Annotated in this window: 23 protein-coding genes; 14 read left to right on the plus strand and 9 right to left on the minus strand. The window is 71.3% G+C overall.

From position 1 onward, the window contains the following. The first annotated feature begins 75 nt into the window (after positions 1-75). Positions 76-1,293, plus strand: a complete 1,218-nt coding sequence (locus NYZ98_RS32970; RefSeq protein WP_262847534.1) for a GAF domain-containing sensor histidine kinase — start codon at positions 76-78, stop codon at positions 1,291-1,293. Next, positions 1,290-1,931 carry a response regulator gene (locus tag NYZ98_RS32975; protein WP_262847536.1) on the plus strand — a complete coding sequence of 214 codons (642 nt, stop codon included), beginning with the start codon at positions 1,290-1,292 and terminating at the stop codon, positions 1,929-1,931. The genes NYZ98_RS32970 and NYZ98_RS32975 overlap by 4 nt, the downstream gene beginning before the upstream one ends. Positions 1,932-1,982: 51 nt before the next feature. Here NYZ98_RS32975 and NYZ98_RS32980 read toward each other — a convergent pair whose 3' ends face one another. Then, positions 1,983-2,762 carry a hypothetical protein gene (locus NYZ98_RS32980; protein WP_262847538.1) on the minus strand — a complete coding sequence of 260 codons (780 nt, stop codon included), beginning with the start codon at positions 2,760-2,762 and terminating at the stop codon, positions 1,983-1,985. A 135-nt stretch (positions 2,763-2,897) separates the two neighbouring features. Here NYZ98_RS32980 and NYZ98_RS32985 point away from each other — a divergent pair, with 135 nt between their 5' ends. The 4 genes from NYZ98_RS32985 (at position 2,898) to NYZ98_RS33000 (ending at position 6,005) form a co-directional block, all read left to right on the plus strand. Next, on the plus strand, positions 2,898-3,692 hold the full coding sequence (locus NYZ98_RS32985) for an ABC transporter ATP-binding protein (protein ID WP_262847540.1): 795 nt from the start codon (positions 2,898-2,900) through the stop codon (positions 3,690-3,692). Positions 3,693-3,896: 204 nt separating this feature from the next. Beyond that, complete coding sequence (locus NYZ98_RS32990) at positions 3,897-4,853, plus strand: SPFH domain-containing protein (protein ID WP_262847542.1); 957 nt, start codon at positions 3,897-3,899, stop codon at positions 4,851-4,853. Between the two features lie 138 nt (positions 4,854-4,991). Then, positions 4,992-5,747, plus strand: coding sequence for a sulfite exporter TauE/SafE family protein (locus NYZ98_RS32995; RefSeq protein WP_262847544.1), 756 nt, complete (start codon positions 4,992-4,994; stop codon positions 5,745-5,747). A 30-nt stretch (positions 5,748-5,777) separates the two neighbouring features. Beyond that, entirely contained in the window at positions 5,778-6,005 is a 228-nt protein-coding gene (locus NYZ98_RS33000; RefSeq protein WP_262847546.1) for a hypothetical protein, read from the plus strand. A 71-nt stretch (positions 6,006-6,076) separates the two neighbouring features. Here the strand turns inward: NYZ98_RS33000 and NYZ98_RS33005 are convergent, their stop codons facing one another. The 5 genes from NYZ98_RS33005 to NYZ98_RS33025 form a co-directional block, all read right to left on the minus strand. Next, positions 6,077-7,018: a Rieske 2Fe-2S domain-containing protein gene (locus NYZ98_RS33005; RefSeq protein WP_262847548.1), complete on the minus strand. Its 942-nt coding sequence runs from the start codon at positions 7,016-7,018 to the stop codon at positions 6,077-6,079. Positions 7,019-7,081: 63 nt separating this feature from the next. Next, positions 7,082-7,693: an HD domain-containing protein gene (locus NYZ98_RS33010; protein WP_262847550.1), complete on the minus strand. Its 612-nt coding sequence runs from the start codon at positions 7,691-7,693 to the stop codon at positions 7,082-7,084. A gap of 61 nt (positions 7,694-7,754) precedes the next feature. Next, positions 7,755-9,941, minus strand: coding sequence for a molybdopterin-dependent oxidoreductase (locus tag NYZ98_RS33015; RefSeq protein WP_262847552.1), 2,187 nt, complete (start codon positions 9,939-9,941; stop codon positions 7,755-7,757). 163 nt (positions 9,942-10,104) lie between these two features. Continuing rightward, positions 10,105-10,779, minus strand: a complete 675-nt coding sequence (locus tag NYZ98_RS33020) for a hypothetical protein (protein WP_262847557.1) — start codon at positions 10,777-10,779, stop codon at positions 10,105-10,107. 5 nt (positions 10,780-10,784) lie between these two features. After that, the gene (locus NYZ98_RS33025) at positions 10,785-11,066 is read right to left on the minus strand and encodes a hypothetical protein (protein ID WP_262847562.1); all 282 of its coding nucleotides are present in this window, start codon (positions 11,064-11,066) and stop codon (positions 10,785-10,787) included. A gap of 471 nt (positions 11,067-11,537) precedes the next feature. Here NYZ98_RS33025 and NYZ98_RS33030 point away from each other — a divergent pair, with 471 nt between their 5' ends. The 3 genes from NYZ98_RS33030 (at position 11,538) to NYZ98_RS33040 (ending at position 12,940) form a co-directional block, all read left to right on the plus strand. After that, positions 11,538-12,395, plus strand: a complete 858-nt coding sequence (locus NYZ98_RS33030) for a helix-turn-helix domain-containing protein (protein ID WP_262847566.1) — start codon at positions 11,538-11,540, stop codon at positions 12,393-12,395. Between the two features lie 57 nt (positions 12,396-12,452). Further along, a complete protein-coding gene (locus NYZ98_RS33035; RefSeq protein ID WP_262847568.1) occupies positions 12,453-12,641 on the plus strand; it encodes a DUF397 domain-containing protein in 189 nt (62 codons plus the stop codon). A gap of 95 nt (positions 12,642-12,736) precedes the next feature. Then, entirely contained in the window at positions 12,737-12,940 is a 204-nt protein-coding gene (locus NYZ98_RS33040) for a DUF397 domain-containing protein (RefSeq protein WP_262847570.1), read from the plus strand. An 88-nt stretch (positions 12,941-13,028) separates the two neighbouring features. Here the strand turns inward: NYZ98_RS33040 and NYZ98_RS33045 are convergent, their stop codons facing one another. Next, positions 13,029-14,477 carry a catalase gene (locus tag NYZ98_RS33045; protein WP_262847572.1) on the minus strand — a complete coding sequence of 483 codons (1,449 nt, stop codon included), beginning with the start codon at positions 14,475-14,477 and terminating at the stop codon, positions 13,029-13,031. A gap of 76 nt (positions 14,478-14,553) precedes the next feature. After that, positions 14,554-14,970 carry a Fur family transcriptional regulator gene (locus NYZ98_RS33050; RefSeq protein ID WP_316249627.1) on the minus strand — a complete coding sequence of 139 codons (417 nt, stop codon included), beginning with the start codon at positions 14,968-14,970 and terminating at the stop codon, positions 14,554-14,556. A gap of 124 nt (positions 14,971-15,094) precedes the next feature. Between NYZ98_RS33050 and NYZ98_RS33055 the strand changes: the two genes are divergently transcribed. From NYZ98_RS33055 to NYZ98_RS33065, 3 genes are all read left to right on the plus strand, one after another. Beyond that, positions 15,095-16,252: a CapA family protein gene (locus NYZ98_RS33055; protein ID WP_262847576.1), complete on the plus strand. Its 1,158-nt coding sequence runs from the start codon at positions 15,095-15,097 to the stop codon at positions 16,250-16,252. A 61-nt stretch (positions 16,253-16,313) separates the two neighbouring features. Beyond that, entirely contained in the window at positions 16,314-18,029 is a 1,716-nt protein-coding gene (locus NYZ98_RS33060) for an SDR family oxidoreductase (protein WP_262847578.1), read from the plus strand. Between the two features lie 31 nt (positions 18,030-18,060). Continuing rightward, a complete protein-coding gene (locus NYZ98_RS33065) occupies positions 18,061-18,723 on the plus strand; it encodes a TetR/AcrR family transcriptional regulator (protein WP_262847580.1) in 663 nt (220 codons plus the stop codon). A 9-nt stretch (positions 18,724-18,732) separates the two neighbouring features. Here the strand turns inward: NYZ98_RS33065 and NYZ98_RS33070 are convergent, their stop codons facing one another. After that, entirely contained in the window at positions 18,733-19,698 is a 966-nt protein-coding gene (locus tag NYZ98_RS33070) for an AraC family transcriptional regulator (RefSeq protein WP_262847582.1), read from the minus strand. A 299-nt stretch (positions 19,699-19,997) separates the two neighbouring features. Here NYZ98_RS33070 and NYZ98_RS33075 point away from each other — a divergent pair, with 299 nt between their 5' ends. Both NYZ98_RS33075 and NYZ98_RS33080 read left to right on the plus strand, forming a co-directional pair. Further along, a complete protein-coding gene (locus tag NYZ98_RS33075; RefSeq protein WP_262847584.1) occupies positions 19,998-21,545 on the plus strand; it encodes an MFS transporter in 1,548 nt (515 codons plus the stop codon). Next, positions 21,542-21,967, plus strand: a complete 426-nt coding sequence (locus tag NYZ98_RS33080; protein WP_262847586.1) for a DUF6069 family protein — start codon at positions 21,542-21,544, stop codon at positions 21,965-21,967. The genes NYZ98_RS33075 and NYZ98_RS33080 overlap by 4 nt, the downstream gene beginning before the upstream one ends. Positions 21,968-21,984: the final 17 nt, after the last annotated feature.

The raw sequence follows: 21,984 nt of genomic DNA on the forward strand, positions 1-21,984 counted from the left end.
CCGGGCCCGCCTGCGCTGATGGGCCTAGGACCATGGGCCGAGGCCTTACCGCGCCACCCCGCCTACAGTGTGGGCGTGACCACCGAAGGCTCAGCCGGACGGACGTCCGAGGGGACGCCGGACCGGGTCGCGGAGAAGGACGCTGGACGGTCGCCGGACCGGGTCGTCGAGGGGACGTCCGAGCGGGACGCCGTGCTGCACGCCGTCAGCTCCGCGGTCCTCGCCGTCACCCGCCATCTGTCGGCCCGTGAGGTGCTCCAGGTCATCGTGCGATCGGCGCGCACCCTGCTGGACGCCCGGTACGCGGCGCTCGGGGTGCCCGACGACGACGGCTCGTTCGCGGAGTTCGTCGCCGAGGGGGTCAGCGACAAGCAGTGGGAGGCCATCGGCCCGCTTCCGCGCCAGCACGGCATGCTGGCCGCGATGCTGCGGGAGGCCGCTCCGGTGCGCCTGCCCGACATCCGGGAGGATCCCCGGTTCGAGTGGTGGCCGAGCGCGCACCCGGTGATGAAGGACTTCATCGGGGTGCCGATCCGCGACGCCGACCACGTGCTCGGCATCATCTTCCTGGCCAACAAGCGCGCCCCCGGCGGGTTCACCCAGGAGGACCAGGACCTGCTCACCCTCTTCGCGGCCCACGCGGCCATCGCGCTCACCAACGCCCGCCTGTACGAGCGGGGCCGTGAGCTGACGATCGTCGAGGAGCGCAACCGCATGGCCCGCGAGCTGCACGACGCGGTCACCCAGAAGCTGTTCTCCCTGCGGCTCACGGCCAAGGCGGCGGCCGCGCTGGTCGCCTCCGACCCCGAGCGCGCCATGACCGAGATCGACAGGGTCCAGCGGCTGGCGGGCGAGGCGCTCGCCGAGCTGAGGGCCGTGATCGTGGAGCTGCGGCCGGCCGAACTCGACCGGCACGGGCTGGCCGAGACGCTGCGCAAGCACGTCGGCGTGCTCGACCGCCTGTACCCCGAGGACATCTCCTTCGCCGGCGGCCCGCTGTGCGACCTGCCGCCCGTGACGGAGGTGACCGTGCTGAGGGTGGCTCAGGAAGCCCTGCACAACGCGCTCAGGCACGCGCACGCGTCGGCGATACACGTGAGCCTGGAGACGGCGGGAGCGCGGCTGAGGCTGGAGGTCAGGGACGACGGGGACGGTTTCGACACCGAGTCGCCCACCGTGCGGGGGCTGGGCCTGCTCTCGATGAGGGACCGGGCCGAGGCGGCCGGCGGCTCGCTGCTGGTGTCGTCAGAGGCCGGCGCGGGGACGACCCTGCGGCTGGAGGTGCCGGCGTGATCCGCGTCCTGGTCGCCGACGACCACCCCATCGTGCGCCAGGGCCTGCGCACCTTCCTCGGCCTGCAGGACGACGTCGAGATCGTGGGGGAGGCGGCGGACGGGGCCGAGGCGGTGGCACTGACCGAGTCGCTGGCGCCCGACGTGCTGCTGCTCGACCTCAAGATGCCCGTCATGGACGGCCTCGGCGCCCTGGGGGAGATCGCCGCGCGCGGCCTGCGCGTACGGGTGATCGTGCTCACCTCGGTGAGCGACCGGGGGGACGTGGCGCCCGCCATGCGCTCGGGGGCGGCCGGGTTCCTCTACAAGGACGTGGACCCGGCCGCGCTCGTGCAGGCAATCCGGTCGGTGCACGGCGGCCAGGTGCTGCTGGCCCCCGAGGCGGCCGAGGCCATGATCGCGAGCCCGCCGCGCGCCGAGGGCGGCGGTGCCGGGTCGCCTGCGCCGTCCGTGCTGACCGACCGGGAGCGTGAGGTGCTCGCGCTGATCGCCTCCGGGCGGTCCAACCGGGAGATCGCCAGGGCGCTCGTCGTCGCCGAGAAGACCGTCAAGACCCACGTCTCGAACGTGCTGATGAAGCTCGGCGTCCAGGACCGCACCCAGGCGGCCCTGTACGCCGTCCGGCACGGCCTGGACTGAGCTTCGTGAGCGGTGGGAGGCTACCCGGACTGAGCTTCGGGAGCGGTGAGGCTACCCGCCCCGCTGCTGGGCGCTGTCCGGGCGGGCGCGCCGCGCGAGGGTGTCCGGACCTTGGCGGGCCTCGACGATCGCGTTGTGGGCGGCCACCCGCGCGCGCCGCACGGCCCGGTCCAGGTCGCGCAGGGCCTGCCCGCGTACGGCGATCTGCCCTGAGGTGAGGCCGCGCTCGTCGGCCAGGCGCAGGACCGAGGCCAGCCGGGCCGTGAGGGCGGCCACGCGGTGGGCGCGCGGCGGGTAGCCGGGGGCGAGGCCGTCGTCGGCGGTCCTGATCGAGGGCTGGCCCTCGCGGGGACCGTCCACCGAGAGCAGCGCGTCGGTGGCCGAGCGCATGGCCGAGGTCAGCTCGTGCTCGGCGTCCGCGAGGCCGGGGACGTCCGGCACGGCGGCGCGGGCCTCCATCAGCGTCCAGCGGACGCCGGAGTAGGACGAGCCGCGCAGGTCGGGGGAGGGGACCAGTCCCAGGCAGCGGCCGGGGAGCACCGCCGTGGCCGCCTGTCCGGCGTCGACGGCGGCCATGGTGAACGGGGGAGGCCCGGTGAGGCCGAGCGGGTCGCCCGGCGCGGGCAGGGACAGGCGCAGGGCGGTCATGCCCTCGACCCGCAGGTCGGCCAGGAATCCGCGCAGGGGGGTCTCGGTCACCTCAGTCGAGACGACCTGTGGTCCCGCGGCGCGCTCCAGCCGGTCGACAGCCTCGTCCAGGCCGACATGTCCGGCAAGCCAGGCGTTGCCCCATGCGACCAAGGTGGCGGAGATCGGTGAATCGGGGTGCACCGAACCACGATATGCGCTGATGCTGCAATAGGTTTGGTCCGGAGGGACACTGGGCGGGGCGACTTGCCCGGTGGGGCTGGATTGATCCGGAAGAACCGGGTTGATCTGGATCAACAGGTTATGGAGGTATTCGGGATGGGTGGTCAGGTGCTTCGGCTCCAGGACGTCGCCGTCCGCAGAGATGGCGCGGCCCTGCTGCGGGGCATCGACTGGACGGTCGAGGAAGACGAACGCTGGATCGTGATCGGCGCGAACGGCGCGGGGAAGACGACGCTGCTGCAGGTCGCGGCGGCACTGCTGTTCCCCAGCGAGGGCTCGGTGGAGATCCTCGGCGAGCGGCTCGGCCAGACCGACGTCTTCGACCTGCGGCCGCGCATCGGCCTCGCCAGCGCGGCGCTCGCCGAGAAGGTGCCGCCGGACGAGAAGGTCATCGACCTCGTGCTCACCGCCTCGTACGCCATCCTCGGCCGGTGGAACGAGGAGTACGACTCCGGGGACGTCACCCGCGCGGTGGAGCTCATCGACCAGCTCGGCTGCGCCCACCTGATCAGGCGCAAGTTCGGCACGCTGTCGGAGGGCGAGCGGAAGCGCGTGCAGATCGCGCGGGCGCTCATGCCCGACCCCGAGCTCCTGCTGCTCGACGAGCCGGCGGCCGGGCTCGACCTCGGCGGCCGGGAGGACCTCGTACGCCGCCTGTCGGGGCTCGCCTACGACGCGAAGGCCCCGACCATGGTGCTGGTCACCCATCACGTGGAGGAGGTGCCGAGCGGGTTCACGCACGTCCTGCTGCTCCGCCACGGGTCGGTGGTCGCCCAGGGGCCCATCGAGTACGTGATGACCGCCGACAACCTCTCGCGCACCTTCGGCGTGCCGCTCAGCCTCGAACGCAGCGCCGACGGCCGCTGGTACGCCCGCGCGCTGCCGGGCTGACCTCCGGCGTCGCCGGGCCGGCGTCCGCGCCACCAGGGACGACCCGCCGGCCGCCGGTACGGCCTTCGGGTGGCCGGAAAGGGCTGGGACGCCGGGTGATTCATGATCCGGGCCGATCACGTGCGTGGTTGACGAACAAGTAAAGCCCGGACCAAATATCATTCCGGCCGGGGGCTCATCGGATTCGTCGGGTCGGAGTGGCTCATGACACAGCTTGTCGTCGCCATGATCGTGGTGGCCATCGCCGGGTTCGCCTTATACCGCACCATTCGCATCGTCCCCCATGCCCAGGCGTTCATCATCGAGCGGCTGGGCCGCTACCACCGCACGCTCACTCCCGGGCTCACCATCGTCGTGCCGTTCATCGACACCGTGAAGGGCATCATCGACCTGCGCGAACAGGTCGTCTCCTTTCCCCCGCAGCCGGTGATCACCTCCGACAACCTGGTCGTGTCGATCGACACGGTGATCTACTTCCAGGTGACCGACCCCAAGGCCGCCACCTACGAGATCGCGAACTACCTGACCGGTGTCGAGCAGCTCACCGGGACCACCCTGCGCGCCGTCGTCGGCGGCCTGGACCTCGACCGCACGATGGCCTCCCGTGAGGAGATCAACGCCGAGTTGCGCGCCGTGCTCGACGACGCAACCGGCAAATGGGGCATCCGCGTCAACCGCGTCGAGTTGAAGTCGATCGACCCGCCGTCCTCCATCCAGGACTCCGTGGAGAGACAGATGCGGGCCGACCGCGACAAGCGGGCCGCCATCCTGTCCGCCGAGGGTCAGAAGCAGTCCGCCATCCTGACGGCGGAGGGCGAGGGCCAGGCGGCGATCCTGAAGGCCAGGGGCGACGCGGAGGCGGCCGTGCTGCGCGCCCAGGCCGACGCCGACGCCCAGGCCCTGCGGGCCAGGAGCCAGGCCGACGCGCTCGCGACGGTGTTCCGCGCGATCCACGCGGGCGACCCCGACCAGCGGGCGCTCGCCTACCGGTACCTCCAGGCGCTTCCCGAGACCGCCAAGGGCGGCGACGACACGATGCGGAGCGTCCCCTCCGAGACCGAGCAGGACCTGGGCGAGCCGTTCACCCCGCCCGATGAGGCCCCGCTCAAGGAAGCCCCGCCCGGGGAGACCTCGCTCAAGGAGACCCCGCCCACCCAGTGACCGCCCCCGCCGTCCCCCTTCGCCCGGCCTGCTCGGTGACCGCTCCGCCCCCGGGCGCCCGATGAGCGGGGGACCCCTGCCGCCGGGTGCGCGCGGGCGCCGCCTACCATCGTGCGGAGCCGTACGAAAGGTGGCCACGTGACACCGTGGGAGGTGGTCGCGGTCCTCGCGGCCGGGGTCGCGGCGGGGGGGATCAACGCCGTCGTCGGGTCGGGCTCGCTGATCACGTTCCCGACGCTGCTCGCGCTCGGGTACCCGCCGATCGTCGCCAACGTGTCCAACAACGTCGGCCTGGTGGCGGGCAACGTGACGGGCGTGCTCGGCTACCGCGACGAGCTGCGCGGCCAGCGCGACCGGCTGCTGCGGCTCGGTGTCGCCTCGGTGGCGGGCTCGCTGGTCGGCGGCCTGTTGCTGCTCTCCCTGCCCCAGAAGGCGTTCCAGGTGATCGTCCCGGTGCTGATCGCGCTCGCCTGCGTGATGGTGGTCGTCCAGCCCCGGCTCAACGTCTGGCTCGCCGAGCGGCAGGAGCGCCCGCACCCGAACGGCGGGCCGTGGCTGTGGCTGGGCGTGCTCGGCGCGGGGGTCTACGGCGGGTACTTCGGCGCCGCGCAGGGCGTCGTGCTGATCGGGCTGCTCGGCATCTTCCTCGACGAGCGGCTCCAGCGGGTCAACGCGGCGAAGAACATGCTGTCGCTGCTGGTCAACGCCACCGCGGCGGTGCTGTTCGCGGTGCTGGCCCCGGTCGACTGGTGGGCCGTACTCCTGGTGTCGCTCGGCTCCCTGGTCGGGGGTTTCCTGGGCGCGCGGGTGGGCCGCAGGCTGCCCGCGCGGGTGCTGCGCGCGCTGATCGTCTGCGTGGGAATCGTGGCGATTGTCAAACTGGTGTACGGCTAACCACACCCGCAAGTGGGTATTTATCAGGGCATGAAGGGTGACCGGGTCGAGATCGTCATAGACGCGGGTGGTAATCCGCGTACGTACGAGGTCATCGCGACGAAGGCGGGTCGCCGCGTCGACGTCGCCACCCGGAGGGGACTCGTCGAGGTGAGCGAGGTGACCAGGAGCGGCACGCCCGTGCGGACCGCGCGTTTCATGGCGAGCCGGATCCTGGCGCTGGTCGAACATCCGGCCGCCGACCGAGGGGACGAGTGATCCCCTGCGACTGACTGAGGGAGGCCCCGGCGGAAGGGTTCACGTGAACCCGCGGATCCGCCGGGCGCGGGTCAGGCGGGCCGGGGACGCACCTGGACGATGCCGTCGCCCCGGACGTTGACCTCGAACGCGGGCTGGGGCGCGGTCGCCGGGCCGTGCACCACCGCACCGTCCTCCAGTCGGAACGTGCTGCCGTGCCACGGGCACACCACGCAGGCCTCGTCCTTCTCCACCACCAGCCGCCCCTGGTGCAGCGGGCCGGCCAGGTGCGAGCAGCGGTCGGTGAGGATCTTGACCTCGGACCCGTGCCGCAGGACGAACAGGTTGATGTAGCCGAGGCGCCGCGAGACCGGCCGCCCGTCGGGCAGGTCCCACAAGCGGCACAGGTCGTGCCAGCCGAGCGGGACCAGGTGCGTCGTCGGCTCGGCGTGGGTGGGCCCCGCCGCCATGCGGTACGCCAGGTGCCCGCCGAGGTAGCCGCCGACGCTCACCGCGCCCAGGCCGGCGAACGCGAGCGTCCGCCCCGCGCGGTGCCTGCCGGACAACCGCAGCATGAGCGACCCCGAGTACAGCCCGAGCGCCGCCAGGTTGACCACGGCGTGCACGAATCCGACCCGCTGCTGCTCAAGGTGCAGGACCGACCAGTCGGTCAGCCCGGCCGCCACGGCGGGGACGGCGCCGGCGATGCCGGTGACCAGCACGGCCTGGGACGCCCGGGGGTCGACGTCGATGAGGTCGAGGACGGCCGTGGCCGTCCAGCAGCCGAGGCTGATGGTCGCCAGCGGGGGGTGCAGGGGGTGCCCGGTGGGCACGCCGTGCAGCAGGTCCCTGAGGGCGCTCCCGGAGGGCAGCGTGCGCCGGATGGCCTTCGCCACCGGGATGACCACCCGGTCGATCGCCCTGACGTGTTCCAGGCGGTCGGTCAGGCCCACCGGCAGCGGTATGCGCCCGAGGCCCAGGGACTCCCTGAGCGTACGACGCCGCGAGTTGATGGACTTCGAGGTTTCCTCCACGTGCGCCCCCTCTCGCTTAAGTGGACTTACCCCCCAAAGCGTGAGAGAACACCGTGAAGGTGATTAAGAGCGGCTGCGGGCCAGATGGCCGCGGGCCACCGACAGCTCGACGATCTCCGTGGCGTACTCGCCCAGGGTGGCCGAGCCCTCCCGGATGATCTCGACCTTCTCCATCACCTGGTCGGCCGTGACGCCGTGGCGCGTCCAGGACCCGCCCTCGTTGTGGTGGTTGGCCAGGATCGGCGCGAGCCGGTCGAGCGCCTTGGCGAACCTCGCCTCGGGCGTGCTCCGCTCCTCGAACTCGTCCCAGAGGGCGCGCATGGCGGCCGTCTGGTCCTCGGGGAGCAGGCCGAAGATGCGGTCGGCGGCGGCGCGCTCGGCCTTCTCCTGCACCTCGACCGCCGCCAGGTCGTAGATGAAGGTGTCGCCCGCGTCGATCTCGACGATGTCGTGCACGAGCAGCATGGCCGTGACGCGGTCGAGGTCGGTACCGGACGGCGCGTGCTCGCCGAGCACCATGGCCAGCATGCCGAGGTACCACGAGTGCTCGGCGTCGTTCTCCCTGCGGGAGCCGTCCATCAAGGTGTTGCGGCGCAGCACGCGCTTCAACTTGTCGATTTCGACGGCGAAACCGACCTGGGCCGGTAGACGTTCCTTATCGGGCACGGTGGTCACGCGCCACAGCCTATTACCGGAACCGTCCGGATTTGCCCAGGCCGGTGCCCCTGATCCCTCCTCAGGCCGGGGTGAGCGTCACCGGGACGCCGTTGAACACCGCGTTTCCCGACAACGGGTCGATGATCGACTCGTCGGTCAGCGTGTTGGCGTTCACCCCCGCGTGCTTGGCGGCGACGAGCTGCGCGCTGCCCGAGTGCCCCCAGCCGTGCGGGAGGCTCACCACCCCGCGCATGATCGTGTCGGTCGGTTCGAGCCATACGGTGAGCTCCCCGGCCGCCGAGCGGATCACCGCCTGCTCGGCCAGCCCGAGGTCGGCGGCGTCCTTGGGGTTGATCTGCAGCGTGCAGCGGTTCGTGCCGCCGACCAGGGGCCCCACGTTGTGCATCCAGCTGTTGTTGGACCGCAGGTGCCGCCGCCCGATGAGCACGAACGCGTTCGTCTCGCGCCCGAGCGCCTCGCGGAGCCGCCCGACGTCGGCGATGATCGCCTCGGGGGCCAGCTCGACGGTCCCCGATGCCGTGCTGAGCAGGCCGGGCAGCCGCGGTTCGAGCGCGCCGAGGTCGATGCCGTGCGGGCTCTCCAGCAGCCGTTCCAGGGACAGCCCGTCGTCGCCCTCCGCCCGCCCGCCCCAGACGCCGTACGGGCCGAGGCGCAGCATCGCGTCGAGACGCAGCTCGGCCCCGCCGGACCCGGTGAGCGCGGCACGCAGCTCGGCCGGGTCGCGGCCCTCGACGGGCGACCCCGGGGTGTCCACGGCCTTGCGGAGCATCTGGTCGAGGATCATCTCGTCCAGCAGCGCGGGGTCGGCGCCCGCGCCCTGCCCGGACGCGATCATGGCGAGGCGCGCGAGGATCACCGTCTCGGGAGGGCGTCCTGGCGCGAGGGCGAGCACGGGCGGCGAGTAGCGGGTGTAATCGCGCACCGCCAGGGCGAGCAGCGCGAAGTCGTAGTGCCCCGCCTGCATGACCCGGGGCGGCGGGAGGATCACGTGCGCGTGCCTGGTCGTCTCGTTCAGATACGGGTCGACGCTGACCATGAAGTCCAGCCCGGCCAGGACCCGGTCCAGCCGCGCGCCGTTCGGCGCCGACAGCACCGGGTTGCCCGCGACCGTGATCAGCGCCCGGATCCGGCCCTCGCCTGGCGTCTCCATCTCGTCGGCCAGCGTGGCCACCGGCAGCTCGCCGTTGGCCTCGGGCAGCCCGCGCACCCGGCTGTGCCAGCGCCCCCTGGCGTACGGCTTGCGCCGGGGCGGGCCCTCGGTGGCCGCGCGCGGGAACATGGCGCCGCCGGGCCGGTCGAGGTTGCCGGTCAGCACGTTCACCACGTCGACCAGCCACTGCGCGATCGTGCCGAACTCGACCGTGCACGTGCCGATCCGGCCGTACACGGCGGCCGTGGGGGCGGCGGCCAGCTCGCGCGCCAGGCGCACGATGACCTCGGCGGGCACCCCGCTCGCCGCCGCGCACGCCTCGGGGGTGAACGCCGCCACCGCCGCCTCGACCTCGGCCAGGCCGGTCACCGGCACGCGCACGTCGGTGAGGTTCTCGGCGAACAGGGTGTGGACGATGCCCATCAGCAGGTAGGAGTCCATGCCCGGCCGCACGAAGACGTGCTCGTCGGCCAGGGCCGCCGTGCGCGTGCGGCGCGGGTCGACGACGACCAGGCGCCCGCCGCGCCTGCGCAGCGCCTTGAGGCGCCCGGGGAAGTCGGGCGCGGTGCAGAGCGAGCCGTTGGACTCCAGGGGGTTGGCGCCGAGCATGAGCAGGTAGTCGGTGCGGTCGAGGTCGGGCACCGGGATCGTCAACGGGTGGCCGAACATCAGGCCGGCCGCCACGTGCTTGGGCATCTGGTCGGAGGTGCTCGCCGAGTAGACCTGGCGGGTGCCGAGGCTGCGGACCAGCGGCCCCGAGTACAGCGTGCCCGCCATCGTGTGGGCGCTCGGGTTGCCGAGGTAGATCGCGCGCTCCGGGCCGGGCACGGCCGCCAGGCCGCGCTCCACCGCCTCGAAGGCCTCCTCCCAGCCCACCTCCCGCCACTCGCCGTCCTCGCGGACCATGGGCCTGCTCAGGCGGTCCGGGTCCTCGTCCAGCCGGCCGAGGCTCGCCCCCTTGGGGCAGATGAACCCCTTGCTGAACGGATCGGCGTCGTCCCCTCGTACTCCCACCACCCGGTCGTCGTCGTCCAGCGTGATGGTCAGGCCGCAGACGGCCTCACACAGCGGGCAGGTTCGGTGCGCCGTACGCATGAGTCGGCCTCCTGAGTTCGACGGGCAAACCCATCTTTACCGGCCCAGAGCCCGACAAGGAAGTGCTTCACCATCCTGCTTGACAGCGCTTTACCACCCCCGCGCACCCCGCGAAGCGCCCCCCGAACCGCTTCGCCGGCACTCGAACAGGCCGGTCAGGCCCTCACCGCCAGGCGTACCTGGCCCCCGGCGCGTCGTCCGGCCGGCCGTGAGGCGGGTCGAAAGGGTCGGGCGACGACCCCGGGTACGAATCGCCCAGCGGCTCCCACGCGTACGGGTCGGAGATCCGGCGGTTCATGCCCGCCGAAGGGGCAACCGGGCGCTCGCCCCGGCGGATGATCTCCACCGTGACCAGATTGGCCCACTTCCGGTGCCGGGCGATCCGCGCCGACGTGGCACCGCAGGCCGCCGCGATCTCGCCCGCGAAGGCCTCGAAGGTCTCCGCGCAGATCCCCACCCGGCACAGGACCAGGGCCTTCTCTCCCTCCGGCGTCGGGGTTATCCAAAGGATCAGCGGGATGCGCCCTTTCCGGGTGCGCAGGGGGGTGCCGAGGAACAGCCGCCGCATGCGGTGCCGGGAGTAGACGCACCAGAAGTGCACCTTCAGCCGGTTACGGCCGCGCCGGAGCGTGACGGGCACCGCGACCATGCCGGTGACGACGCCGAACCCCCACCAGACGTGCGCGCGGAACGCCACCACCACCAGCGAGACGACCACGGCCACCAGGAGGATCTCGGTCCGCCGCCGCCATATCCGGGTCACCGCCCCGCCCCGGCCGGCGAGGGGAAGGTGATCCACGGCGGGGTGCAGGTTGTGCCGCACATTTCGGGACGTCATCGCGGTTACCGCCATTCCAGCGAGTCGGCCGGAACGCGGCGCTCCGGGATTTCCGTGGTCGGGGGGATTTCGGCGGCCGGGACGCACGCCGCCGCGCGCCCGGCGCGAAGGGCGTCGAACCGGGGGTCGCGGTATCGGCGGGCACCGAAACCGGTGCGGGTGACCGTCCAGCCGAGCCGCAGGGCCCACCCGTCCTGGTCCGCGCACAGGGTCCGGTCGGCCCGCTCGACCAGTGCCGTCAAGAAGCTCTTGATTTGGAACAGTGGCTTGGTACCGTGGTGACTCATCGGAGACTCCTGATGAAGGCATTCGAGAGGGAGTTCTCGGCACGCCGGGTCGCTAGGTGGCAGCCTTCGGCCCGGCTTTTCGCTTGCCTGCGAGATTCACGTTCTTCAGCCGTGAAAATGATGCCGCGTCGTCTGCGCGGCTGGACCGCCGTCCTCCCTCCGCCTGGGCGAGAGGGACCGCGTCGCCGCGCCGGGCCAAGTTGGGGCTCCCGATTCGGGCGCGATCAAAGGTGCCGGTGTGCCGATTCCCCGAGCGATCATTTGGCCACCCTTCCCGATCTTCCGGGAAAACCTTCTTCCTAAATGCTCTCTCATGGGGTATTACTACGCAAGCTAAAGTGAAATAATTTCTGTAACCCGGTAGTCACCCTGCAGTGCATGGGTAGATGTAACTTGCACTAGGATGAGCGGGCTCCGTATGTGGATCATGACTCCGCGCGAACCATTTGACGTCTCGACGAGGAGGCCGGGGTGCCTGACCGTGGCAGTCCTTCGCTTCGCCGGGCGCGTCTGGGCCGAGACCTCCGGCGCCTGCGTGAGGCGTCCGGGTTGATCGGCGACGAGGTGGCCGCGCGGCTGAAGTGGTCGGCCGCGAAGGTCAGCCGCATCGAGAACGCCAAGACGTTTCCCACCATCAAGGACGTCGAGGATCTCCTGAAGCTGTTCGGCGCCGATCGCGTCATACGGCAACAGCTGCTCGAACTGCGCCGGAGCGCCGCCCAGAAGGGCTGGTGGGACGACTATCGCGGTTCCCTGCCGCCCACGGCCCTGGTCCTCCTGGACCGGGAGGCGGAGGCCGACCTGGCCTGCAACTGGGAGCCACAGGTGCTTCCCGGGTTGCTGCAAACGCGGGACTACGCCCGCGCGCTGATGGCGGCCATGCAGCCGATCGTGCAGATCCCGCCGGTGTGGATCGAGCAGCGGGTCGAGGCCAGAGGCGCCCGTCAGGACTACCTTCTGGGTGGCCCGCACCCGCTCAACCTCGTGACGGTCTTCGACGAATCGGTGTTACGACGCCAGTTCGGCGACGCGCGGGTGATGCGGGAGCAGCTCGACCACCTCGTCGAGGTCTCGGAACTCGAGCACGTCGAGATGAGAATCCTGACCCAGGACACTCCTCCGCCGACGCCCACGGGCCCGTTTCTGTATCTCAGCTTCGCCGACTTCCCGGAGACGGTCTACCTCGAGGAGTTTTTCGGAGCACGGTTCGTCGAGGACGCCGAGCAGGTGTTCGCGTACAAACGCGCGTTCGATCACCTGCTGAGCATCTCCCTCGACGAGGCGAAATCGCAGCAGCTCATTCGCACAATTTCGGAACGCTGGCGGTAGCGAATCGCTTCACCGGGAGCGGCGCGGCGCCGGCGTGCCGTGAACGGAAGGAATCCCATGCAAGCCGACGATAGTAGTTCCCATGTGTGGCGCAAGAGCGGCCGGAGCGCGAACGGCAACTGCGTCGAGGTGGCCTCGACCGGCCAGGACCTGCTCTGGGTCCGTGACAGTAAGGACGTCGACGGACCGGTTCTCCGGTTCTCCCGGCAGGAATGGACGAGATTCCTCAAGCAGCTGAAATCATGATTCTTTTGGTGACCCGATCCTGACCTTGCGTCCCATGTGACCGAGCCTCATGATGAAAATACTCCTATTATTGTCTTCTGGGGTGGAGGTCACATATGTCCGTTACGGACATCGGGCACGGGACCTGGCGGAAAAGCTCCTACAGTACCAATGGGAATTGCGTCGAAGTCGGTTCCAGCGGCGGCGCGGATGTTGTCGTGCGTGACAGCGAAAACACCGGCGGCCCCGTCGTGACCTTCCCGGCGGCCGAGTGGAAAGCGTTCCTCAGGCGCGTCAAGGCGGCTCGTCCCGAGGTTTAGCGGTCGCGCGAGAGGGCCCCATCCACGGTACGGATGGGGCCCTCTCGCGTTCCCGGAGTGCGGCGCGGGCTCGCGCCTGGCCCAGGGGTCAGACGACGCCGAGGCCGTTGGCGACGCCCTCGCCGAGTTCCTTGTGGACGTTGGTCCAGTATTCGACGACGCGCTTCTTCATCTCGGCGTCGACCTCCGGGGCGGAGGCGTGGCCGACGATGTTGCTCACGAGGTGCTCGCGGTCGGTCGGGGACAGGACGTTCTCCCACAGGGCGCGCGGCTGGACGAAGTCGTCGTCCTCCGCGTGCCTCTGGTAGGCGCTGCGGATGACCTCACCGGCGACGTGGTAGTTCTCGCCCGCGAAGATCGCCGGGTCGGCCACGGGACCGCCGAAGGTGTTGGGCGCGTACACCGGGTCGCCGGGGTTCTCGTAGCGCATGGCGCCGTCCTTGTTGTAGCTGTGGACGGGCGACTTCGGCCGGTTGACCGGGAGCTGCAGGTAGTTGGCACCGATGCGGTAGCGGTGGGTGTCGGGGTAGGAGAACAGCCGGCCCTGGAGCATCTTGTCCGGGGAGGCGCCGATGCCCGGCACCAGGTTGGCGGGCTCGAACGCGGCCTGCTCGACCTCGGCGAAGTAGTTCACCGGGTTGCGGTTCAGGATGAACTTCCCGATCGTGATCTCGGGGTAGTCGCCGTGCGGCCACACCTTGGTCAGGTCGAACGGGTTGAAGCGGTAGTCGGCCGCCGCCTCGAACGGCATGATCTGCACGTTGACCGTCCACGAGGGGTGGTCGCCGTTCTTGATCGCGGTGTGCAGGTCGCGGATGTGGTGGTCGGCGTCCTGCGCGATCACGGCGCCGGCCTCGGCGTCGGTGAAGTTCTCCACGCCCTGGTCGGTCCTGAAGTGGTACTTCACCCAGAACTTCTCGCCGCCCGCGTTGTACCACAGGAACGTGTGCGAGCCGAAGCCGTGCATGTGCCGCCAGCTCGTGGGCGTGCCCCGGTCGGTCATCAGGAAGGTGACCTGGTGGGTCGACTCGGGCGAGCCGGTCCAGAAGTCCCACTGCATGTTGTGGTCGCGCAGGTTGGTGTCCGCGCGCCGCTTCTGGCTGTGGATGAAGTCGGAGAACTTCGAGGGGTCGCGGATGAAGAAGATCGGGGTGTTGTTGCCGACCAGGTCGTAGTTGCCCTCGTCGGTGTAGAACTTGATCGCGAAGCCGCGGGGGTCGCGCTGGGTGTCCGGGCTGCCGAGCTCGCCCGCCACCGAGGAGAAGCGCAGGAAGAGGTCGGTCTCCTTGCCCTTCTGGAACAGGTTCGCCTTGGTGAACTGGCTGACGTCCTCGGTGATACGCAGCACACCGTGAGCGCCGCCGCCCTTGGCGTGGACGACCCGCTCGGGGACCCGCTCGCGGTTGAACTGGGCCATCTTCTGGATGACGTAATGGTCCTGGAGCAGCAGAGGGCCGTTGGGACCCACGGAGAGAGAGAACTCGTCACTCGGGGCGGAAATGCCCGCGTCCGTCGTGGTGATGGGCCGTTCGGTCATCGCGCGGTCCTCCGGTTCGTCGTTGGTGGAGTACGGCTTGTGCCTTGGACTCCATGCCCGTCAAGTGCGGCGGTTATCAGGGGTTCTGGGAGTGACAGTCGGGGCAGACGCCCCAATAGATCACATCGGCCTCTTCGATCAGGAAACCTGCGGCGTCCACGGGATCAAGACATGGAGCCTCGCCCGTCGCGCAGTCGACGTCGGTCACGGTGCCGCACATGCGGCAGACGAGGTGGTGGTGGTTGTCGCCCACCCTGGCCTCGTAGCGTGCCGGACTGCCCATGGGCTCGATCTTGCGCAGGAGCCCGGCCCTGTGGAGCGCGTGCAGCCCGTCGTAGACGGCCTGGAGGGAAACGTGGCCGACCCGCTCGCGCACGGCGCGGTGGATGGTGACCACATCGAGGTGGTCACCGGCCCGAACGGTGCGCATGATCGCGACTCGGGCCGCGGTCACCCGCAGTCCCAGGTCACGTAGCCGGTCAACATCTCCCACGACCTGCACCTTAAGCCCTAAACCTGAATCATTCAAGTAAAGGAATCTTCCCAGTCAGCTCTTCGCCGCTCGCAGGCGGCGGCGCTGTCCAACGGCGGGCGGAAGATGGCATGCTCTTGGAGCGATGAGAAGTCACCCCACTGCACCCGCCCCGCCCCGCACGTCACACCTCTCCCCGGCCGCGCCCGCCCTCCGCCGCGCCGTCGCCGTCCTGGCCGTCGCCGCGTTCGCCGCGGTGCCGGCCGCCGCGTGCTCGGCCGCCGAGTCGGCGGGGAAACCGGCCAAGGACACCGGGTCCAAGGAGGACGGTTCCACCGCCTCGGCGTCGGCATCGGCCGACGAGAAGCCGAAGCGCGGGCCGTTCACCATCTCCTTCGGTGGTGACACCCACTTCGAGGGATCGCTGCGGAACCGGCTCGCCTCCCCGCGCACCGCCCTCGGCCCGATCTCCTCGGTGCTGAAGCGCGCCGACCTGGCGATGGTCAACCTGGAGACCGCCATCACCCAGGGCGGCACCCCCGCGCCGGGCAAGCAGTTCACCTTCCGCGCTCCCGCGACCGCGCTGACCGCGCTGAAGGCGGCCGGGGTGGACGTCGCCTCCATGGCCAACAACCACGGCATGGACTACATGCAGGGCGGCCTGCGCGACTCGCTCGCGGCCATCCGCCGGTCCCGCTTCCCGGTCGTCGGCATCGGCAGGAACGCCGCCGAGGCGTACAAGCCATTCCGCAAGACGGTGAACGGCAACCGGGTGGCCATCATCGGCGCCACGCAGGTGCTGGACTCCGAGTTCATCCAGGCCTGGACCGCCACCGCCACCCAGGGCGGGCTGGCCTCCGCCAAGAACGAGGAACGGCTGCTCCAGGCCGTACGGCAGGCGCGCAGGACCTCCGACACCGTGATCGTCCACCTCCACTGGGGCACCGAGCTGCAAAAATGCCCGAACGCCGCCCAGCTTGATCTCGCGCCCAAGCTGATCGCGGCGGGCGCCGACGTGATCATCGGCGGTCACGCCCACATCCTGCTCGGCAGCGGCTACCTCCGGGGCCGGTACGTCAGCTACGGCATGGGCAACTTCGTCTTCTACAACTCCAGCGCCCAGACGGGCGCCACCGGAGTGCTGACGCTGACGATCAACGGCCGCAAGGTGCTCAAGGACCAGTGGACCCCCGCGCGCATCAGCGGAGGCATCCCGATCCCGGTCACCGGCGCCGCCGGGCAGCAGGCCGTGGCGAACTGGAAGGCGCTGCGAGGCTGCGCGGGCCTTCGCGCCAGGCCCTGACCCGGCGCGCGCCCGGCCCGGACGGCTGGCCCGGCGGCACTCCATGGTGTGGAGTAGGCGTATGCGGTTCATCGAGGCGGGCTCGGTACGACTGGCACTGCGCGAACAGGGGGACCCGGCCGATCCCACTCTGCTGCTGATCCACGGCTACCCCGACACCCACCGGGTGTGGGACGAGGTCGCCGACCTGCTGGCGGCCGACTTCCACGTCGTGCGGTACGACGTCAGGGGCGCGGGCGCGTCGTCCACGCCCAGGGACGCCGGCGGGTACGCCCTCGGCCGCCTGGTGGACGACCTCGCCGAGGTGCTCGACGCCATCGGCAAGGACACCGTCCACCTGGTCGGCCACGACTGGGGCTCCATCCAGGGCTGGGAGGCCGCGCGGCGGTTCCCCGAACGGCTGGCCTCGTTCACCTCCCTCGGCGGCCCCGGCCTGGACCAGGGGTCGCACTTCATGCGGAACGCCGCCAAGCGGGAGGTCGCCGGACAGGCCGTGCGGTCGTGGTACATGGCCGCCTTCCAGGCGCCGGGGGCGGGCGAGCTGGCCTGGCGGACGGTGGCGCCCCGCACGCTCGCCCGGACCATGCGCCTGTCGGAGGGCATCGAGCCCCGGGACGGCCACCCGGCCGACACTCTCGTCCAGGACGGGACCAACGGCCTCAACCTCTACCGGGCCAACATGTTCGCCGGGCGTGACCTCGTGCCCGAGCCGTACGTCGACGTCCCGTTGCAGCTCATCGAGGCGCGCAAGGACATCTTCGTGTCGCCGAAGCTGCTGGCGTCCCTGCACCGGTGGGTGCCGCGCATGTGGCACCGGACCATCCCGGCCGGCCACTGGGCGCAGCGGAGCCATCCCGCGACGGTCGCCCGGATGATCGCCGAGTTCGCCCGCCACGTAGAGCACGGCGCCGAGCCCTCCCGTGAGCTGAGGCGCGCCAGGGTCGCCGAGGGGCGCAAGGCCTTCGACCAGCGGCTCGTGGTCGTCACCGGCGCGGGAAGCGGCATCGGCCGGGCGACGGCCCGGGCCTTCGCGGCCCACGGCGCCGAAGTGGTCTGCGCCGACCTCGACCTCGACGCCGCCCGGCGCGCCGCCGAGGACATCGGGCGCCTGTACGGAACCGCCCACGCCCGCCAGGTCGACGTCTCCGACACCGGCGCGATGGAGCGGTTCGCCTCGGCCGTCCAGGACGACCTGGGCACGCCGGACATCGTGGTGAACAACGCGGGCATCGCCGTCACCGGGCCCTTCCTGGACCACGAGCTGACCGACTGGGAGCGGACCATCGGCGTCAACCTCTGGGGCGTCGTCCATGGGTGCCGGCTCTTCGCCCGCCAGATGGTGGAGCGCGGCGAGGGCGGCCACATCGTCAACATCGCCTCGCTCGCCGCCTTCGTGCCCTCACGGGTGCTGCCCGCCTACTCCACGTCCAAGGCCGCGGTGAAGATGCTCAGCGACTGCCTGCGCGCCGAGCTGGCCGGCCGGGGGATCGGCGTGAGCGTCATCTGCCCGGGGTTCGTCTCCACCCCGATCGCCGGCAACGCGACGTACCGAGGGGGAGACCGGGCGCTGACCGAGCAGGCGCTCCAGCGGCGCGGGTACGCGCCCGAGCGGGTCGCGGCGCACATCCTCCGCGCCGTCCACCGCAACACCGCCGTGGTCCCGGTGAACGCCGAGGGCAGGATCGGATACGCGCTTTCGCGGCTTTCCCCGGGGCTGTTGCGCGGTCTCGCCCGAATCGCGGATTCCGATTTAGGACGACTGGCCGGGAAGGACTGACCGCCGGACGCGGAAGGGGCAAGATGATGCTGTGCCCAGCTCGCCGACTGACCCCTGCGACGATGAACAGGTCTCGTTGCGCCGCAAACCGTCGCAACGCCGCAGCGCCCGCCGCGTCGAGCGCATGCTCGACGCCTGCGCCGAGCTGCTCGACGAGGTCGGCTACGAAGCCCTTTCCACCACGCGCATCGCCGAGCGGGCCAACGTCGCGATCGGCTCGGTGTACCAGTTCTTCCCCGACAAGCGGGCGATCACCCAGTCGCTGACCCAGCGCAACGTGGAGCTGTTCATCTCCCGCGTGGGCCGGCGCTTCATGACCGAGGAGTTCACCGGCTGGTGGCACGCGGTCGACGCCATCATCGACGAGTACGTCGACATGCACAGGACCGTTCCCGGGTTCCGCTCGCTGCGGTTCGGCGACGCCGTCGACCTCAACCTGCTCGACACGGTCTCGGAGAACAACATGGTGATCGCCGGGCGGCTGCGCGGGCTGCTGCTGGAGGAGTTCGGCATGGCCGACAGCGAGGAGCTGGACCTCAGCCTCACGGTCGCGGTCGAGGCGGGCGGCGCGGTGCTCGCGCTGGCGTTCCGCCGCGACCCGGGTGGGTGGCCGCCGCTCGTGGACGGGGCCAAGCGGCTGATCCGCGAATACCTGTCGAGCCAGCTCCAGGCCCAGCGGACCGCGCGGGCCTGACGGCGTTCGTCAGGGGCCGGTCGTCGCCGGTTCCAGGTGCTCCTGGCGGCGGTACCGGCCGGGCGCGGTGCCGTACTCGCGCTTGAACGCGTTGGCGAAGGCGAACTCCGAGGAGTAGCCGACCCGCTCGGCCACGACGGTGAGCGGCGCGTCGGAGTCGAGCAGCAGACGCGCGGCCGTGGTCATGCGCCACCACGTCAGGTAAGCGAGCGGCGGCCGTCCGACCAGCGCGGCGAACCGGCGAGCGAACGCCGCCCGTGACAGCCCGGCGCGGGCGCCCAGCTCCTCGACCGTCCACGGGTGGCCGGGGTCGTGGTGGATGTCGTGCAGCGCCGCGCTGACCGCCGGGTCGTTGAGCGCCGCCGCCCAGCCGGTGGGCGTGCCGTGGTGGGGCTGCTCGTCGAACCAGGCGCGCAGGATGAACAGCAGCAGCATGTCGAGCAGGGCGGGCACCACGGCGTCCGCGCCGAGCCTCGGGCGGTCGAGCTCCCCGCCGAGGAGCTCGACGGCGGCGCGCAGCTCGGGGTGGTGGCCGAGCCGGGCGGGCAGGTGGACGATCTCCGGCAGGTCGGTCAGCAGCGGATGCGCCCGCGCGGGGTCGAGCTGGTAGGCGCCGCAGAGGGTGACGGTGACCGCGCCCGGGTCGTCGGGGCGGCGGCGGCCGGCGGGCGGGGACGCGTAGCGCCGCTCGTAGCCGGAGTCGTGCGGGTCGCAGGCGACGTCGTTCAGCGGGGTGGAGGGGCTGTCGGCCAGCGCGTGCCCCCGCCCGTACGGCAGGAACACCACGTCGCCGACGCCGAGCGCGAGCGGCGCGCCCTCCGGCGGGATCAGCCAGCACGACCCCTGGAGGATCACCTGGAAGCCGGCGCTGGGCATCGGCGGGTAGCTCTGGCCCCACGGCGCGTGCCATTCGACGAGCGCCGAACGGGGCTCGCCGGTGCGCATGGTGGCGATCACGTCGCTCAGCACGTCCATACGGCGAGCATAACCCCGGAATCCGGCCCGGTGGACGTTGGCGTATGAACGGAAGACTCATACGCATTGGCTGTCTTCCTCGGTCCCCATACGGTCGACTACGAGCGAGTCAATCCTCCCCTCCCAGGGCCGTGCGCGGCCTGTCTCCGGCATGCCCAGGGCCGTGCGCGGCCTGTCTCCGGCATGCCCAGGGCCGTGCGCGGCCCGTCTCCGGCATGCCCGCGATCGGGGGCGGGTCTTCGGGCCTGCCGGGGACCGGGGCGCGCGCTGAAACGACGTCTGATCAGAAAGCGGCACTTATGAGACATCCTCCACCTGGCAGCGGCTCCCGCTGGACGGCGTTCGCCGTGCTCAGCACCGTGCAGCTGATGATCATCATTGACGGCGGCATCGTGAACGTGGCGCTGCCGGCCATCCAGCGTGACCTCGGCTTCTCCCAGCCGGACCTGGCCTGGGTCGTCAACGCGTACCTGATCGCGTTCGGCGGGCTGCTCCTGCTTTCCGGGCGGCTCGGCGACCTGCTCGGGCGCAAGCGCGTCTTCGTCGCCGGCCTGATCCTGTTCACCGCCTCGTCACTGGTGTGCGGGCTGGCCACCGGCCAGGGGATGCTGGTCGCGGGACGGTTCGTCCAGGGCGTCGGCGGCGCCGTCGCCTCCGCCGTCAGCATGGGCATCGTCGTCACGCTCTTCCCCGAGCCGCGCGAGCGGGCGAAGGCGATCGGCGCGAGCGGCTTCGTCGCGGCGGCCGGCGGCTCGATCGGCGGGGTCGCCGGCGGCGTACTCACCCAGAGCGCCGGCTGGCACTGGATCTTCTTCGTCAACGTCCCGATCGGGATCGTGGCCACCGTCCTGGCCGTGCGGATCGTCGCCGCCGACCGGGGGATCGGGCTGGGCGCCGGGGTGGACGTCCTGGGCGCGTTCCTGGTCACCGCCGGTCTCATGCTCGGCGTGTTCACCATCGCCGGGGCCGGCGGGCCCGGCGGATCAGCGCGCACGTACGCGCTCGGCGCCGCGACCGTCGTCCTGCTCGCCGCGTTCGCGCTCCGCCAGGTCCGCGCGGCCGACCCGCTCCTGCCGCCCAGGATCCTGCGCTCGCGGCCGGTCACCGGGGCCAACCTCGTCCAGTTCCTGATGGTGGCCTCCATGATCGGGTTCTCGTTCCTCAGCGTGCTGTACCTGCAGCGGGTGCTGGCCTACGACGAGGTGACGATCAGCCTCGCGGGCCTGCCGGTCCCTGTGGCGCTCGCGGCGGTCTCGCTCGGCCTGTCGGCGCGGCTGATCGGGAGGTTCGGCGAGCCCACGGTGCTGCTGTGGGGGCTGGCGGGCGTCTTCGCGGCCCTGGCCCTGGCCGCCCGCGCTCCGGTGGGCGGCGTGTACGCGCTGGACGTCCTGCCGATGATGACGCTCCTCGGCGCCGGGGCCGGGCTCGCGATGCCGGCGGTGATGACCCTCGCCATGTCGGAGGCGACGCCCAGGGACGCGGGGCTGGTGTCCGGCCTGCTCACCACGTCGGCGCAGGCGGGCGGGGCGCTGGGGCTGGCGTTCCTCGCGGCCCTGGCGACCGCGCGCACCGGCGTCCTGCCGTCCATCGGGGGCCTGGACGCCGTGGCGGCGCTCAACGACGGATATCACCTGGCGTTCGGCGCCGGGGCCGTGCTGGTCGCGGTGGCCATCGTCCTCACCCTGACCCTCCTGCGCACCCCGGCCCCACCAGGACCCGCCGCCCCCGGCGTTCCTCCCCGCTCGGCCGATCCGCCCGCTCCGAGCCCTTCCGCCCCCAGCCTGGCCGATTCGACCCCGTCCGACCCGAGCCTGTCCGATCCTGCGATCTCAAGGAGTACGCCATGACGACCGACGCACGGACGCCCCAGCCCATCGCCGGCGGTTCCCCGGTCCTGCGCGTCAGAGCCCTCGCGACCGCCGGGACGGTGGTGGCCACCGGCCTGATCTGGCTGGTGGCCCAGGTGCTGGACGTCGGCCTCGTCGTCGATCCCCGCAACGGTCAGCCGGCCGGGCCCATCGGCCTGCCGATCGTCGTCATGTTCACGCTGGTGCTCTCGCTGCTCGGGTGGGGCGCGCTCGCGGTGCTGGAACGCCTCACCCGACGTGCCCGCACCATATGGACGGTGCTCGCCCTCGTGGTGCTGGCGGTGTCCTTCGTCCCGGTGACGTTCGTCGGAGCCACGGCCGGTACCAGGATCGTGCTGTCGCTGATGCACGTCGCGGTGGCCGCCGTCCTCATCCCCTCGCTACGGAGGAAGCGAGGGTGATGCCTCGGGGCAGGGGC

The organism is Sphaerisporangium corydalis, from assembly GCF_025506355.1.
Taxonomy (GTDB): Bacteria; Actinomycetota; Actinomycetes; order Streptosporangiales; family Streptosporangiaceae; genus Sphaerisporangium; species Sphaerisporangium corydalis.